The 16643-nt window shown below is 63.4% G+C and carries 9 protein-coding genes; 1 reads left to right on the top strand and 8 read right to left on the bottom strand.

Annotation, left to right across the window (positions count from 1 at the left end; translation table 11 throughout):
• Nucleotides 1-44: 44 nt before the first annotated feature.
• From ACFSNN_RS09205 to ACFSNN_RS09190, 4 genes are all read right to left on the bottom strand, one after another.
• A complete protein-coding gene (locus tag ACFSNN_RS09205) occupies nt 45-4985 on the bottom strand; it encodes a response regulator (protein WP_134461072.1) in 4941 nt (1646 codons plus the stop codon).
• A gap of 328 nt (nt 4986-5313) precedes the next feature.
• The gene (locus tag ACFSNN_RS09200) at nt 5314-6036 is read right to left on the bottom strand and encodes a PepSY-associated TM helix domain-containing protein (RefSeq protein WP_134461075.1); all 723 of its coding nucleotides are present in this window, start codon (nt 6034-6036) and stop codon (nt 5314-5316) included.
• Nucleotides 6033-6716, bottom strand: a complete 684-nt coding sequence (locus tag ACFSNN_RS09195; RefSeq protein ID WP_106279046.1) for a Fe2+-dependent dioxygenase — start codon at nt 6714-6716, stop codon at nt 6033-6035. Before ACFSNN_RS09195 ends, ACFSNN_RS09200 begins: the two co-directional genes overlap by 4 nt.
• Before the next feature lie 69 nt (nt 6717-6785).
• The gene (locus tag ACFSNN_RS09190; RefSeq protein WP_134461078.1) at nt 6786-8984 is read right to left on the bottom strand and encodes a TonB-dependent receptor; all 2199 of its coding nucleotides are present in this window, start codon (nt 8982-8984) and stop codon (nt 6786-6788) included.
• A gap of 454 nt (nt 8985-9438) precedes the next feature.
• Here ACFSNN_RS09190 and ACFSNN_RS09185 point away from each other — a divergent pair, with 454 nt between their 5' ends.
• On the top strand, nt 9439-10434 hold the full coding sequence (locus ACFSNN_RS09185) for an aldo/keto reductase (RefSeq protein WP_134461081.1): 996 nt from the start codon (nt 9439-9441) through the stop codon (nt 10432-10434).
• A 31-nt stretch (nt 10435-10465) separates the two neighbouring features.
• Here ACFSNN_RS09185 and ACFSNN_RS09180 read toward each other — a convergent pair whose 3' ends face one another.
• The 4 genes from ACFSNN_RS09180 to ACFSNN_RS09165 all read right to left on the bottom strand — a co-directional run bounded on the left by ACFSNN_RS09180 (nt 10466) and on the right by ACFSNN_RS09165 (nt 16597).
• The gene (locus ACFSNN_RS09180; RefSeq protein ID WP_134461084.1) at nt 10466-11035 is read right to left on the bottom strand and encodes a YbhB/YbcL family Raf kinase inhibitor-like protein; all 570 of its coding nucleotides are present in this window, start codon (nt 11033-11035) and stop codon (nt 10466-10468) included.
• A 39-nt stretch (nt 11036-11074) separates the two neighbouring features.
• Nucleotides 11075-11854, bottom strand: coding sequence for an ROK family protein (locus ACFSNN_RS09175; protein WP_134461087.1), 780 nt, complete (start codon nt 11852-11854; stop codon nt 11075-11077).
• Between the two features lie 167 nt (nt 11855-12021).
• Nucleotides 12022-13629: a glucose-6-phosphate dehydrogenase gene (zwf, locus tag ACFSNN_RS09170; protein ID WP_134461090.1), complete on the bottom strand. Its 1608-nt coding sequence runs from the start codon at nt 13627-13629 to the stop codon at nt 12022-12024.
• Between the two features lie 160 nt (nt 13630-13789).
• A complete protein-coding gene (locus ACFSNN_RS09165; RefSeq protein WP_134461092.1) occupies nt 13790-16597 on the bottom strand; it encodes an MGH1-like glycoside hydrolase domain-containing protein in 2808 nt (935 codons plus the stop codon).
• Nucleotides 16598-16643 lie beyond the last annotated feature (46 nt).

Below are 16643 nucleotides of genomic sequence, written 5' to 3'. Positions count from 1 at the left end.
TTTCCCGCCGGCGCGCCGGCAACGCCGGCCGCGCGCAGCGCGGTTTAGCGCAGTGGCGTTTTTAGCGCATCGATGAGATCGAGCGGATCGTAGGGCTTGCGCAGCAGCATCGCGTGCGGCAAGACCGCGCGCTGCGCCGGCGTCAGCACGAGGTCGTAGCCGGTCAGAAAGATCACGCGCAGATCAGGCCGCTCGCGACATACGTCGAGCGCCAGATCGATGCCCGACTTACCCGCCAGCCCCACGTCGGTCAGCATCACGCTGATCGCGTGTTCGCTGAGAATCTGCTTGGCGTCATGCTCGCCTTCGGCCTCCAGAATGTCAAAGTCGAACGTGCGCAGCAATTCGGCGGTGCTCACGCGAATCAGCTCGTCGTCTTCCACCAGCAGAATCCGCAGCCGCGTTTGAGTGACGAAACTATCGGCGCCATCCGGCGTCATCGGTGGATCGATCTCGAGAAGATGCTGCTCGGCCTCGGCGATTTCAGCCGCCTGCGGATTCTGCGCTTGCAGCACGTAGCGCACTTTGCGCGCCAACGCTTCGTGCGTATAGGGCTTGCTGAGCAATTCGATGCCTTCGTCGAGCCGCCCCGAATGGACGATCGCGTTGTCCGTGTAGCCCGACGTGAACAGCACCGCGATCGCCGGCAACCGCTCGCGCGCCTTGCGGGCGAGTTCGGTGCTGCGCAACGGGCCGGGCATCACCACATCGGTAAACAGCATGTCGATCGGCACGCCACTTTCGACGATCGCCAGCGCGCTTTGCGCGTCTTTCGCTTTCAGCACGCGGTAGCCGAGATCGGAGAGCATTTCGACCACGGTCGTGCGCACTTCCTCGTCGTCTTCGACCGCGAGAATCGTTTCCGTACCGCCCTTGGCGGGACCGGCTTCGATATTCGTTTCGAGGTCTTCTTCCTGGCGCACCCGCGGCAGATAGATGCGGATCGTGGTGCCGTGACCTTCTTCGCTGTAGATCTTCACATGGCCGCCGGATTGCTTGACGAAGCCATACACCATGCTCAAACCGAGGCCCGTGCCCTGGCCTTCGGGCTTGGTCGTGAAGAACGGTTCGAACACGCGCTCGCGCACTTCCGGCGGCATGCCGGCACCCGTGTCGGTGACCGCCAGCATCACGTACTGACCCGGCGTGACCTCCGCGTTGCGTTTGGCGTAGGCGTCGTCGAGCGCGGCATTGCCGGCTTCGATCGTGAGCTTGCCGTGGCCGTTCATGGCGTCGCGCGCGTTGATCGCCAGATTCAGCAGCGCGTTCTCGACCTGGAACGGATCGACCAGCGTATTCCACAAGCCGCCCGACACGATCGTTTCGATTTCGACGCCGTCGCCGAGCGCGCGTCTGAGCATATCGTCGAGACCGCGCACGAAGCGGCCGAGGTTGACGACCTTCGGCGCGAGCGGCTGACGCCGCCCGAACGCGAGCAGTTGCGAGGCGAGGTTCGCGCCGCGCGCCACGCCCGCCAGCGCATTGCGCACGCGCTGCTCGGGTTTTTCCGAACCGGCGACGTCTTTCGCGAGCAGTTGCAGATTGCCGCCGATCACTTGCAGCAGGTTGTTGAAGTCGTGCGCGACGCCGCCCGTGAGCTTGCCGATCGCTTCCATCTTTTGCGCCATGCGCAGCGCTTCTTCGGCGTGCCGCAGCGCTTCGGTGGTTTCCTTATCAGCGGTGACGTCGCGGCCCACGCCGTGAATGCGCGCCGTGTCGGGATCGAGCGCGAGTGTCCACGCAACCCAGCGCCACGTGCCGTCGATCCGCTTGAAGCGGTTTTCGTAACGCACCGGCACGCCCGTTCCGCGCAGTTCGGCCAGGTGCGTGCGGACCGTCTCTACGTCATCGGGATGAACAAGATCGACATAGGAACGCGACATCAGCCATTGAACGTTATGACCGAGCGCCGTGCTCCACGATGGACTCACACGCTGCAAGCGGCCTTCGATATCGGCCACCACCAGCAGATCCTCGCTCAACTCCCACAAACGGTCGCGGTCCGCCACCGTTTCGATCACGCGGCGCTCCAGCGTTTCGTTCAGATCGTGCAACGCGCTTTGCGCCTTGGTGCGCTCGGCGATTTCGGTTTGCGCCGCCTGATACAGGCGTGCGTTGTCGATGGCGATCGCCGCCTGCGCCGCGATGCCGGCCACGATCCGCTCGGCGCGCTCGGTGAACACACCTGGCTCCGGGTGGCCGAAGAACAGGCCGCCGACCACTTCGCCGCCGCGCGATTGCACCGGCGCGGCCAGATAGCTGCGCACCTTCAGATGGCCTTCCGGCATGCCACGATGCGGCGCGTTGTGGCCATAGCGCGGATCCTGCGTGATGTCGTCGACGCGCACGATGCCTTCGCCCCGGAACGTGGGTCCGAACACCGCCGTGTTGCGCGGCATGGGAAACCGCTCGAACGCTTCTCTCGGCACGCCGGACAGCGTGTACAGCATGTAGCTGCCGCCTTTGTCGTCGAGCACGTTGTAGAAGAACGAGCCGAACGCGGCGCCGGTCAGTTCGGTGGCCGCGTCAGTCACGATCTGCACCGCCCGGTTCAGATCGAGTTCGGCCGCCACCGTGGAGCCGACGCGATTGAGGATCTCCAGCGTGCGCGATTCCTCGCGCAGCTTCATCTCGGTCTCGCGACGCAAGCGCGCAAGCTGCAGGTTGCCCGACACGCGGGCCAGCAGCTCGCGCGCGGAGAAAGGCTTGGTCAGATAGTCGTCGGCACCATGCTCGATACCGTCGACGCGCGCTTCCTCACCCGCGCGGGCCGACAGCATCAGCACCGGCGTGTCGCGCAAATCCGGATCGGCGCGCAGTGCGCGCAGCAGGCCGAAGCCGTCGAGGCGCGGCATCATCACGTCGGAGAGCACCAGATCGGGCGGTTCCGCGCGCGCGGCTTCGAGCGCCGCCTGGCCGTCGCTCGCGAGCCGCACGTCGTGGCCGGCCGCCCGCAAGATGCGGCTCATATACTCACGCAAGTCCGCATTGTCGTCGACGACCAGCAGCCGCGCGGCCTCGGCCGGCGCAGCCTCGGGCGACGTCTCGCCGGCCGGTGCCGTTTCGATCGACGCGCCGTCCACGATCTCGTTCTCCGGACTCCAGCGCAACGCGGCATCGACATAGCTGCGCGCGTGCTTGCTCATGGTGGCATGCACGCCTGGGTCCTCGCGCTGGGACAGCACGGCGCCGCGCGGCAGCGAAACGGTAAAGCACGCGCCTTCGCCGAGCACACTGTCGACCCGCACGGTGCCGCCATGCAGCTTCACCAGTTCCTGCACCATCGCAAGCCCAATGCCGCTGCCTTCGACCGAGCGGCCCGGTGCGCCCGCCACGCGATGAAAGCGCTCGAACAGACGCGGCACTTCTTCTTCCGCGACGCCGATGCCGCTATCCGTCACGCTGACCTCGACGCCGCCTGTGATCGCGCGAACCGCGACGCGGATCGTGCCGAAGAACGTGAACTTGTACGCGTTCGACAGCAGGTTCATCACGACCTTTTCCCACATCTCGCGGTCGAGCTGCACGACCACGGGCGTAGCCGGAATCTCCACGTCGAGGCGCAGGCCGGCCGCCTCCATCGCCGACTGGAACAGCGACGCGAGTTCGGCCGTGAAGGACGCGATGTCGGTGGGCTGCGTGTGAATCTCGATGCGGCCCGCCTCGATCCGCGAGAAATCCAGCAACGCGTTGACGAGTTTCAGCAGGCGCAAGCCGTTGCGATGCGTGATCTCGATCAGCGCGCGGTCGTCGATATCGCTGCGTGTCTGCGCGTTATCACCGCTCGCGCCTGGCTGGGGCCTGGCGAGGAGTTCTTCGAGCGGGCCGAGCATCAGCGTCAACGGCGTGCGGAATTCATGGCTGATGTTGGAGAAGAACGTGGTCTTCGCCCGATCGATTTCGGCCAGCGCCTCCGCGCGCCGCCGCTCCTCCTCATACGCCTGCGCGTAGCCGATCGCCGCGCCGATCTGACCGGCAACCAGGTTTAGGAAACTGCGATAGGCGTCGTCGACGAGGCGGCAAGGATTCAGCCCGGCGATCAGCAACACTGTTTGCGTCGATTCGCTGCCGGCCGACACCGGCAGGATGACCGCCTGCTCCGGCGCGAGATGCCACGGACCGCTCGGCAACGCGGTGCCGAACCGCTGCGTCAAGTCGCGCACGAGCTGCGGCGCCTGGTTGTCGAAGATGTCGGCGATCGGCCAGAGCGATTCGCCCACGCGCATCGTCTGCGGCGCCGCCGGATGGCCCGGCTCGATGCCGCACGCGCCGACCAGCGTGACCGTGTCGCTGCCGGGTTCGGCCGCGTAAAGCAGGGCAAAGGGCAAGTCTTGCGGATTCGCTTGCAACGCGCGCGCGCTGAGTTCGCACGCCTCGCGCCAGTCGCGGCCATTCGGACTCACCGCCGCCAATTCCTTCAACAGCGCGAGTTGCCGTTCGCCGACCACCCGCGCCGTATCGTCGCTGTTGGCGCAGATGATCCCGCCCGGTTGGCCGTCCTCGCCGGGAATCGGGCTGTACGAGAAGGTGTAATACGTCTCTTCCGGAAAGCCGTTGCGCTCCATGATGAGCAGCTTCTGTTCGACGAAGATGCCCTCGGCACCCGCCAGCGCCGTATCCAGAAGCGGCTCGATGTCAGTCCAGATTTCCCGCCATACGACGCGAGTGGGTTGACCAAGCGCGACCGGATGCTTGCCGCCGATGATCGATTTATACGGATCGTTGTAAAAATAGAGCAGCTCGTCGCCCCAGCCGATCCAGAGCGGCTGACGCGACGTGAGCATGATGCGGATCGCGATCTTCAGACCTTGTGGCCAGGTGTCGGGCGCGCCAAGCGCTGTCTGCGTCCAGTCGTAGGTGCGGATCAGCGCGCCCAGTTCGCCGCCGCCGGAAAGGAAGGACGGGGCGGCCGAGCCGGCGGGCGATGCATCCGACATGAAGCGGTCCGGCTGTTTCAACGCGATCTCCTCGACGCGGCGGGTCATATTCGTGCGGACCGCTATTGCAAAAGCGGTGCCTGATACGACGGATGGCTAACGATCACCACGCAATTAATGTAGCGCGATTCTCGCACGTAGCGGTGTGCCGGAGGAAGGTGAGACGACGCGCCGAAACCCCAAGCAGCGGGCTTTTCGCGGCGCGGGACCGAGCGTTATGCGGAGGATTGCGCGGAGTGGATGAGACGCCGCGGAATGAAACAAAAATGCAGGTAAAACGTACCTTGACGCAATGCGTGCGCAGAGGCAATTTTCCCGATCGCGACGCCTTCGGCGCGCGACCGGATTCTTCGATCACTGCGGGCTTGCAATGTCTTTACAGCAGGCCCACACACACCGCGGCGACGATCGAGCCCAGCACCAACACCGAGCCGATGGTCTTGCGTTTGTTCAACTCCGTCCAGAGCAGAACACCGGTAAGCGACAGCAAGATGATGCTGCCCGCGAGCGTATCGATCAGCAGCACCCAGCCGACGCTCAGGCCCACGCCCTTGTGCAGGTTCGCCAACATGGCGAGAAACGTGTTCTCGCTGCGTTTGACCGTCACATAGCCGTTGCCCACCCAGTACTCGGCGGACGTGTTCTCATGCGGCGACGCGAAATTGAGCTGCCAGTGCTCCGGCTGGACGACGCTGCGCTCGCCCCATGCCACCGGATGAGCCGGCTCTTTCTGCACGCGCCCGGGCGTGCCCGCCAGTTTCAGTTCGTGCTTGAGCCACTTGCCCAACTCACGCGGCGTTTCCGGCGCGGGTTGCGGCAACGGCACCTGCAACATCGCCACTTGCGGCTCGCCGGTCGACACTTTGAGCGGTCCGCCGCGATGGTTCAGCAGGAACCCCGTGGTGCCGAACAGCAAACCCAGCGCCGCGCCCCACAAGCCGACCCAGCCATGCACCTTGCGCAGCCATTTGACGAAGGTGGCGCGGCGCGAACGCTGCTGCCGCGCTTTCAATTCGTCGTTGTCGAGCCGCTGCGGCTCGCGCGTCGTTCGGTCGATGCCCGCGGGCGCTTCAATATCGATTGCCTCGGGTACGCTCACGTTTCACTCCAGGTTCGCAACAGATTGTGATAGATGCCGACGAGGCTGCGGCGCGCCGTATCGTCGGCGTTACTGGCGTTCAGCCGTTGAATCGCGGTGTCCATGTCGAACAGCATCGCGCGCTGCGTATCGCTGCGCACGAGGCTTTGCACCCAGAAGAAACTCGCGATCCGCGCGCCGCGCGTGACCGGCGTGACCTGATGCAAACTCGTCGCCGGATAGACGATCATGTCGCCGGCCGGCAGTTTGACCTGCTGCACGCCGTAGGTGTCTTCGATCACGAGTTCACCGCCGTCGTAGTCGGCGGGATCGGAAATGAACAGCGTCACCGAGACGTCGGTGCGCAGCTTCACGCCATTGGGCAGCACGCGCACGGCGCCGTCGACGTGACTGCCGAACTGCATGCCGCCTTCGTACCGGTTGAACAGCGGCGGATACACCTGGTTCGGCAACACCGCGCTGATGAACAGCGGGTTGCGTTCGATCGAGGCGAGAATCACGTCGCCCAGCTCACGCGCAACCGGCGTGTGCTCGGCGATCTGCTGATTGCGTTTGACAGGCGCGCCCTGATAGCCGGCGGTCGCGCGGCCGTCGACCCAGGCGTCGCCGGCCTGGTCGAGCCGCTCGCGCACGAGCCGCAACTGCTCGGCGTTCAGTACGTTCGGTATGTGCAACAACATCGTGTTTCCTCTTTGCGTCGGCTTGCCGCTTTCGAAAACGGCAAGCCTAACGCATCCGTTCAACGCGTATCAGAAGCGGTAGTCGAACGTCGCCAGCAAGGTGCGGCCGATACCCGGCACGGAACGGCCGCCGTCGGACGGGATCAGCGCGTCGTAGTAGTACTTGTTGGTCATGTTCAACAGGTTCAGGCGCACGTCGTACTTCTTCGCGTGGTACGCGGCGGTCGCATCCCAGCGCGTGTAGCCCGGCACCTGCACGTAGTTCGTGTTCGATGCGTAGCGCGGCGACATATACGTCGGACCGCCGCCGATTTCCCAGTGCGGCGTGATCGCGTAAGTGGTCCAGAAGGTCAGCGTGTTGCGCGGCGTGTTGGCCGGCACGTGCCCTTGCGTACCGTCGCGCGCCTTCAGGATGATGGCGTCCATGTACGTGTAGCCGCCGAACACTTGCCACTTGTCGGTGATGTGGCCCGTCACGCCGGCCTGGAATCCGTCGACGCGAACGTCGCCGTCGAGTTCGTATTCGGTCGGCGAAACTTGCGTGCGCGCGTTGGTCTTTTCTTCGCGGAAGAACGACGACGTCACCGAGAGATTGCCGCCGAGCAGATCCCATTTGCCGCCCACTTCGTACGACTTGGTCGACTCAGGCGCGAGGTTCTGCGTGAGGTTGGTCACCGTCAGTGCTTCGAGCGACGGGTTGAACGACGTGCCGTACGACACGTAGTACGACTGCCAGTCGGTCGGCTGATAGATCACGCCGGCGCGCACGCTGGTGAAGAAGTTGGTTTGCGTCGCGTAGCTCGGCGCGCTGATCGTGTTGTGGATCTGCGCCTGGAAGCGATCCCAACGCAATCCGCCAATCACCTTCCACTGCTGGCCGATCGACACGGTGTCGTTCACGTACGCGCCGATTTCGTTCGAGCCGGAATCGGCGTAGTTGCCGACCGTGGTGGTCACACCGGCAGGGTTGGACAGATACGCCGGGTTCACCATCGACACGACCGGCAAGTTGTTGCGGGTGTATGCCTGGTTCGAATAGCTGTCGTGGCCGAGGTCGACGCCGGCGATCAGGTCGTGCTTGATCGGGCCGGTGACGAACTTGTACTGCAGCATCGTGTCGTTGTAGAGCGAGTGGTTCTCGATCACACGGTCGTGGCTTTGCAACTTGATGAACAGTTGCGACGGCGACAGCGTCGTGAAATTGCCGTTGCTCAACGCGGGGCTGGTGGCGAGCGGCCCCGTCAACACCGCTTGCGGCGCGGTTTCGCGCGCGTCGGTCATCGAGTGCGAGAACTGTGTCTGGTTCGTCAGGATCAGGTTGTCCGAGAACTTGTGCTTGATCCCAGCCGTAACGGTCTGGATGTCCTGGATCGTGCGGTCGGTGGTCAAGCCGTAGAACGTGTTCTTCGGCACCGGCGACGGGCGGCCGTTCAACGCCTGCACGCCGTAGTCCGGCATGTCGTAGTTGTGCTGGATCAGCGCGGAGATCGTCACTTCGGTCGGCGTGCCGATGCCGAAGCGCACTTCCGGCGCGATACCGTAGTCCTTGTTCTTCATCTCGTCGCGCGTCGAACCGAGACTTTGGCCGAAGGCGTTCAGGCGAATCGCCGAGGTATCCGTCAGCTTGTGGTTCACGTCGACGGTGCTGCGATATTTGGCGTCCGTGCCGATCATGCCCGTGACTTCCGCCGAGTCGTGCAGGTTCGCTTTCTTGCTGACCTGGTTGATCACGCCGCCCGTCGAGCCGCGGCCGAACAGCATCGACGACGGGCCGTACAGCACTTCGAGTTCTTCGAGGTCGAAGGTGTCGCGATAGTACTGGTTGCGATCGCGGAAACCGTCCAGGTAGATGTCGTTCTGTGCGGTGAAGCCGCGCAGGTTGATGTTGTTGCCGATCTGGCCGCCTTCGGCCGCGCCGATCGTCACGCCCGGCGCATTGCGCAACGCGTCCTGGAACGAAGTAGCGCCTTGCGATTGCAGCACGGCCTTATTGATGACGGTGACGGTCTGCGGAATGTCGCGCAGCGCCGTGGGCGTCTTTGCACCGACCGTCGCACGCTCCGCCTGGAAGTCCTGTTGTTCTGCTTGCGCCGCCACGCCGATGGTGGGCAGGCTGCCGGTGTCGGCTGCGGTGGTCGTCGTCGCGTTTGCATTCGCGGCCGGCGGCTGCGAAGTGGTTTGCGGAGCAGTCTGCGCGACCGCCGGAGTCGCAAAGGGAACGGCAAAAGCTAACGCTAACGCAGTCGCAAGCGGCGTGTGGTTGAACATGGGAATTCCCGTCGGAGATGCGTTTGCCGGATTCGCATGTCTGAGATGGAATCGACGGCAAAACCGCAATTGGCTGGCTGCCGGTCTCGTGCGCTAGGCACCGACGACGGGATGGCTGGCTAGGTGGTTAAATGAGAATCGCTATCATTCCACACGCATAAAACTGCATCAATCGCGACATCGCTTACCCCTAGTAACAGAATTGTTTCTGTTTTTTACTGTTGTAGGCTATTTGTAATTTTCAAGCCTATTTTTGTGCCGAAACATTACAGTTTTGCAATATTACGACCGTTGAAAGGAAAGACTTTCACCGCCGAAAGTGAAAAAGACGCCGCCGTTAGCTTTCAAATAAATAACAACTGACTGCGTCTGCGGTCGGCACTCAATCCCGGCTCGGTTTATCCTTTTTGCAACACTGCCTACCGAACCGTTCCGTTCACCCCCGGAGTTGACCATGCAATACCGCAAATTCGGCCGTACCGGCCTGACTGTGTCGCGCCTATGTCTCGGCACGATGACTTTCGGCCTGCAGACCGAAGAAGATGTCTCGCATCGCATTCTCGACACGGCGGCAGATGCCGGCGTGAACTTCATCGACACGGCCAACGTGTATCCGCTCGGCGGCACGGAAAACCTTGCCGGCCGCACGGAAGAGATCGTCGGGCGCTGGCTGAAGGGCAAGCGCGAGCGCTTCATTCTGGCGACGAAAGCGGTGGGGAAAATGGGGCCGTCGGCGTGGGATCAAGGCGCGTCGCGCAAACATCTGCTGGATGCGATCGACGCCTCGCTGCAACGCCTCGGCACCGATTACGTGGACCTCTACCAGCTTCACTCCGACGACGCGAATACGCCGCTCGACGAAACGCTCGAGGCGCTCGACGTGATCGTTCGCTCGGGCAAGGCGCGTTATATCGGCGTGTCGAACTTTCTCGCGTATCGGCTGGCGCGCGCGTTGGGCCGTGCTGATGTTTTGCGCGTGGCGCGCTTCGCCTCCGTGCAGCCTCGCTATAACTTGCTGTTCCGCCAGATCGAGCGTGAATTGTTGCCGCTCGCCGCCGAAGAGCAATTGGCCGTGATGCCGTACAACCCGCTCGCAGGCGGCCTGCTCACGGGCAAGCATCAACTGGATGCCGCGCCCACGTCGGGCCGGTTCACCGAAACCGTCGGCAAGGCCGGCGCGATGTATCAGCAACGGTACTGGCACAAACGCGAGTTCGAGACCATCGAGCAACTGAAGGCAATCGTTGCGCCGACCGGCGAATCGTTGACACGGGTTTCACTCGCCTGGGTGCTGGCCAATCCGCTCGTCACGTCGGCGATTATCGGCGCGAGCCGCGTCGAGCAATTGAGCGACACGCTCGCGGCGTCCGAACTCGTACTCGACGAGCAGATCAAGACGCAGCTCGACGAAGCGAGTGTGGAATACCGCTGGGGCGACGCGGCGCGATGAACGTGGCCGCCCGCCGCGACGCCCGCTGCGTTCACCGTCCGTAACGCAGCACCGTGCTCGTTGCCGCCAACACATGGTCCTTGATGGCGGCGAACAACGCCTCGCGCGTCAAACCGGGCGGCAGTGCATCCGGCGGCAGGTCGAGCGCATAGACCTGCGCGAGGTAGTGATGCGGATTGTCGCCCATTGGCGGGCATGGCCCTCGATAGCCGGTGGCGCCCGTCTGATTCGTTCCGGCGACGCTGCCGGGCGGCTGGCTGGCGCCGGCGCCGAGCGAGGTCGTCGAGGGCGCGACGCCGTATAGCACCCAGTGCACGATTCCCAGACCTTTCCCGCCGTCGGGATCGAACAGGGTCACCGCATAACTCCTCGTGCCGGCGGGCGCGTTGCGCCATTGCAAGGCCGGCGATACATTGCCGCCACCGCAATTGTTCGCGCTCGCCGCGTGGCTCGAATCCAGCGCGCCGCCATCGGCCAGTCCCGGCGACGACACCACGAAAACCTCTGCCGCCACGACATGCACCGCGGCAAGCGCCAGCACGGCGGACACGCCGGCCGGTAACAGGCGTCGCGCGACGCCGAAGCGTTTGCTGTCAATCATCGTTTCTGACTCCGGCCAGAGTTCAGCGGTGGTCCGACATCATTTGAAGCGGCCCGTCCGCTCATTCGCTTCCGGCAGTTGCCGCGTCTCGCGCACGGATCTCGGATGCCACAGACGCGCGCCGCCTTCGATACCTGCGTCGTTCGAAACGGTGGCTACATTCGCCGGCAGATCGAACGTGAGGCGTGCCGCGTTGCCGCCGCCGATCCACAGCTTGTCGTAGTTCACGAGCGTGCTCAGAATCCCGATCACCTTCTCAACGCGCCGGTTCCACCGTTTATTCCCGGCTTTTTCACGCGCCGCGTCGCCGATGTATTCGTCGTACGCCACGCCCTTCTTGCTGACGGGGTGATGCGCCAGTTCCAGGTGAGGCATCAACTCGCCGTCGCGGAACATCGCCGTGCCCGCGCCCGTGCCGAGCGTCAGCACGAATTCGAGGCCCTGGCCTTCGATCGCGGCGAAGCCCTGCATCTCGGCGTCGTTGATCATGCGCACCGGCAGGCCGCCCAGCCGCTGCGCCAGCGAATCGGCGAGCGGGATGTCATGCCAGCCTTCCACGCCGAAGTGCGGCGCGGTCAGAATGCGGTTGTTGCGCACCACGCCCGGAAAGCCGATCGACATCAGCGTAGGCGGCTCCTGTTCGACGAGCGGGGCAACCAGTTTCGCCAGCGCGTCCACGAGTTGATCCGGCGTGCACGGATGCGGCGTCGCCACCCGCAGGCGCTCGGTTTTCATGTTGCCGTCCGCGTCGATGATCGCGGCTTTCAAACCCGTGCCGCCGACGTCGATCGCCAGAATCCGCTCAGTGCTGCCTGTCACTTTCGGCTTAGTTGACGGCTTACTTGTCGGCTTGTTTGACCGTTTAAGCGCCGCCTTCGCTGGCGCTTTGCTTGCCGTCTTGCCCGGCGTCTTCGTCGCCGTCTTACCTGTCGTCTTGCGTGTCACCACGGTGTCCCCCGATTGTGTTGGTTCGACTCGTCGTTGAATTACTTCTTCTGCACAGCATCCCGCTTCAACGGCCGCCATGCGTGACCGTCGCGCGCTAATAGCGCGTCGGCTTCCGCCGGGCCTTCGCTGCCGGCCGCATAGCCATGCACCGGCACCGCGCCGCCGGTGTTCGGATGCAGCACGTCGTCCACCGCGCACCAGCTGGTTTCGATGCTGTCGGCGCGCTGAAACAGCGTCTCGTCGCCGAGCATGCAATCGTAGAGCAAGGTTTCATAACCGACGTTGGCGCGTTCCGCGAAGAAGTCGCCATAGTCGAACGACGACTGCACTGCGCCGATCTGCATGACCGGCCCCGGCGTTTTCACGTTGAAGTCGAAGCTCGTACCGTGCGCCGGATCGATGCGCAAAGTCAGCACGTTCGGCGTGAGCGCATCGACGGGTGTGTCGCGGAACAGGCGGAACGGCACCGGCTTCAGTTGAACCGAGATTTCCGTGCGACGCGCCGCCAACCGTTTGCCGGTGCGCAGATAGAACGGCACGCCGGCCCAGCGCCAGTTCTCGACGAACACGCGCGCCGCGGCGTAGGTTTCCGTCGTGCTGTTCGTTGCGACGTCCGGCTCTTCGAGGTAGCCGATGCCGGCTGGGCCCTTTTCGTATTGACCGAACACGACGTCGTCCGGCGTCAACGGCTTGATCGCGTCGAAGATTTCGGCCTTTTTGTCGCGCACGGCTTCGGCGTCGAACGAATTGGGCGGTTCCATGGCGACCATGCCGAGCAACTGGAACAGGTGGTTCGGGAGCATGTCGCGGAACGCGCCGGTCTGTTCGTAGAACTTGCCGCGCCCTTCCACGCCGATGGTTTCCGCCGCCGTGATCTGCACGCTGTCGATATATTCGCGCCGCCACACGGGCTCGAACAGCGCGTTGGCGAAGCGCACCGCGAGAATGCTCTGCACGGTGTCCTTGCCGAGAAAGTGATCGATGCGATACACCTGCTCTTCTTTTGCATACGACAGGATGTGCGCGTTCAAATCTTTGGCCGAAGCGAGATCGGTGCCGAACGGTTTCTCGATCACGATCCGGCGGAAGCCGCCGCCGTCGCCCTCTTTCAGCAGACCCGCCTTGCCGAGATGCTCGACGATCGGTTTGAAGAAGCGCGAGCTGACCGCGAGATAGAAGATCACGTTGCCGCCCGGCGTTTGTTCGAGCTTTTGCTTGAGCTTCGTGAAAGTATCGTCGGTTTCGAATTCACCGGCCATGTATTCGAGGCGTTGCGCGACCCAGTCCCACGCCTTGTCGTCGAGCTTGCCGGCGTGGAACGTGCTGGCCTTGTCGGCAGCGAACTGTTCGAGCGACTTGTGCAGATCTTCGCGCCACGCGCTCGTCTCGCGTTCGCCATGATTCACGCCGATGATTTTCATTCCATCGTCAAGCAGGCCATCCACCGCGAGGTTGTACAACGCCGGCATCAGCAGCCGCTTGGTCAGGTCGCCGCCGGCGCCGAAGATCACCAGCGTGCACGGCGGCGCGGGCCGCTTGCCGGGCGGCGAGGCCGGCGCCTCCTGCGGGCTCGAGCTGACTTTGCAGCTCGGCGGTTGACTGGCAGCGGGGCGATCGGCTGCTGGGGTATTCGGTGTAGTCGACATGGGATTCACTTTTGGAAACCAATGGAACGGACGTGGTATACATGAAAGACCACGCTTGAACCCACACAGTTCAAAAACGGCCACGCAACCTGCTCACCTTGCGACGTTGTATGGCTTGTGTAACCTCACCTCACTCGCTCACTAGCGCCGCCGCTACGCGCTACTTCGCCGACGCATGCACCGGTTCGGCAGCCGGCGCCGTCTCGGCCGGGCAAGCGGGCGCCGTGGCTTGCGCCGAAGGTGACGTCGGAATCGGCGCGTGATCCGTTTCGCCCGCCAGCGGCACGTTGCCCGACGCGCTCATCGCGCGCGGCTGCAACAGCAACGCAACCAACCCGGTCCAGCCGGTTTGATGCGAAGCGCCCACGCCGCGCCCGTTATCGCCATGAAAATATTCGTGGAACAAGATCAGGTCACGTGAACGCGGATCGGCCTGCAATTGCGGATAAGCGCCCATTACCGGCCGCTCGCCGTCCTTGTTCTTCAGAAACAGCGTAGTGCAGCGGCGCGCCAGTTCGTCCGCGATCTGGCTCAGAGAGAACTTCTCGCCCGAACCGGTCGGATATTCGACCCTGAAATCCTCGCCGTAATAGCGGTGAAATTCGTATAGCGATTCGATGAGAAGATAGTTCACCGGCATCCATATCGGACCGCGCCAGTTCGAATTGCCGCCGAACACACGCGTATCGGATTCGGCCGGCAAATACTTCACGGTAAAACTGTCGCCGTTGTGGTTGAACACGAACGGATGATCGCGATGGTATTGCGACAGCGCCCGCACGCCATGATCGGACAGGAATTCGCTCTCGTCGAGCGCGCGGCGCAACAACGCTTTCATGCGATGCCCGCGCAATAGCGAGAGCAGTAGCGCATTGCCCTTGCCCGGCTCGTTCCAGCGCGAGACCAGCTTAGCCAGATCGGGGCGATGTTCGAGGAACCAGACCAGCCGTTCGCGCAAGCCCGGCAAACCGCCGTGCAGACGCTCTTCGAGCACGTGCACCGCGAATAGCGGAATCAGACCCACGATCGAGCGCAGCCGCATGGGAATGCTGCTGCCGTCCGGCAGGTGCAGTTTGTCGTAGAAGAACTCGTCCTCGTTGTCCCAGAGGCCGGTTTCGCAGCCGTCGTCGCAACTCACGGCCTCGGCGATATACAGAAAGTGCTCGAAGAATTTCACGCCAATATCGACGAACACGTGATTGGCGTACGCGAGTTCGAGCGCGATACGCATCAGGTCGAGCGCGTATGCGGCCATCCAGGCCGTACCGTCGGACTGATCGATGTGCCCGCCGGTAGGCAACGGCGATGAGCGGTCGAAGATCCCGACGTTATCCAGCCCGAGAAAGCCGCCCTGAAATATATTGTGGCCGTCGGCGTCCTTGCGGTTCACCCACCACGAGAAATTCAGCAGTAGCTTATGGAAGACAAGTTCCAGAAAATCGCGATCCGCCTTGCCGGTGAGCGCGCGGTCGATTTCATATACGCGCCACGCGGCCCACGCATGCACGGGCGGATTCGCATCGCCGAGCGCCCATTCATAGGCGGGAATCTGACCGTTCGGATGCTGATAGCGGTCCTTCACCAGCAACAGCAGTTGCCGTTTCGCGAACGCCGGGTCGATCAGCGCGAACGCGGCCGCATGAAACGCCAGGTCCCATGATGCGTACCACGGGTATTCCCACTTGTCGGGCATCGACACGATGTCCGCGTTGCACAGGTGCCGCCAATCCCGATTGCGACCTTGTTTGCGGCTCGCTGGAGGCGTCGGCTGAAGCGGATCGCCTTCGAGCCAGCGCTGCACGTCGTACTGGTAGTACTGCTTCGACCACAGCATGCCGGCAAGCGCCTGACGCTGCACGAGCCGCGCGTCGGGGTCGGTGATCTCGTGTTGCAGCGCGCCATAGAACTCGTCGGCCTCGGCGATGCGGCGCGCGAAGATCGCATCGGCATCGAGTTGCACGTCGTCGGGGCTCGACTGCGGACGCCAGCGCATGTACACCACCGCGCGTCCATATGGTTCGAGTTCGATCGCGGCATGCGCGCCGGCCTTGGTGCCGGTGTCGCGGCGGATCGCCTGTTCATCGCCGTGCACGAGGTAATCGTTGAAGCCGTCTTTGAACGGCCCCACGCCGTCCATGTTGAAGAGGCGCTTGACGTTGGTGTCGTTCTCGCAGAAGAGCCACGTGACCTGCGGCGCGTCTTTCGACCAGGCCGTCACGACAATCGGCTCGTGCCCATGCTGATGCCCGACCACCTGCGCCCCGCCGTTATGATCCGTGCCGGCGACGAGCGAGGGTTTGTCGTTGCTCTCCTTCCACGACCACGAATTGCGGGCCCAGATTTGCGGCAGCACATCCAGCGAGGCCGCCTGGTCCGCGCGATTCTCGATGGTCACGCGCATGAGAATGTCGTCCGGCGCGTGTTTGGCGTATTCCACCTGTACGTCGAAGTAGCGCAAATCGTCGAACACGCCCGTGTCGAGAATTTCGTACTCCGGCATGTCGCCGCCACGGCGCGCGTTTTCCTGAACGAGGTCGTCGTAGGGATAGGCGGCGTGCGGATACTTGTAGAGCATGCGCATGTACGAATGCGTCGGCGTGCCGTCGACGTAGAAGTACAGTTCCTTCACGTCCTCACCATGATTGCCCTGCGCATTCGTAACACCGAACAGGCGCTCTTTCAGGATTGCGTCCTTGCGATTCCATAGCGCGAGCGAGACGCACCAGCTGAGCTTGTCGTCGGCGAAACCGGCAATGCCGTCCTCGCCCCAACGATACGCACGGCTGCGCGCATGGTCGTGCGGAAAATAGTCCCAGGCGGTGCCGTCCGGACTGTAATCCTCGCGCACCGTGCCCCATTGCCGCTCGCTGAGATACGGTCCCCAGCGCTGCCAATGCGCGCAGTCGGCCGAATGCAGCCGTGAACCTTCAATGGTGGCGAGCAGATTGGCAGCGCGCAGCGGTGGCATGACTACATCCTTGCATCGGGCTTGGCGGTGGGACACACATCGTAGC

It is taken from the genome of Paraburkholderia dipogonis (assembly GCF_042680985.1).
Taxonomy (GTDB): Bacteria; Pseudomonadota; Gammaproteobacteria; order Burkholderiales; family Burkholderiaceae; genus Paraburkholderia; species Paraburkholderia phytofirmans.
Note: the sequence above shows the minus strand (reverse complement) of the source record. Positions and strands in the feature narration are given on the sequence as shown.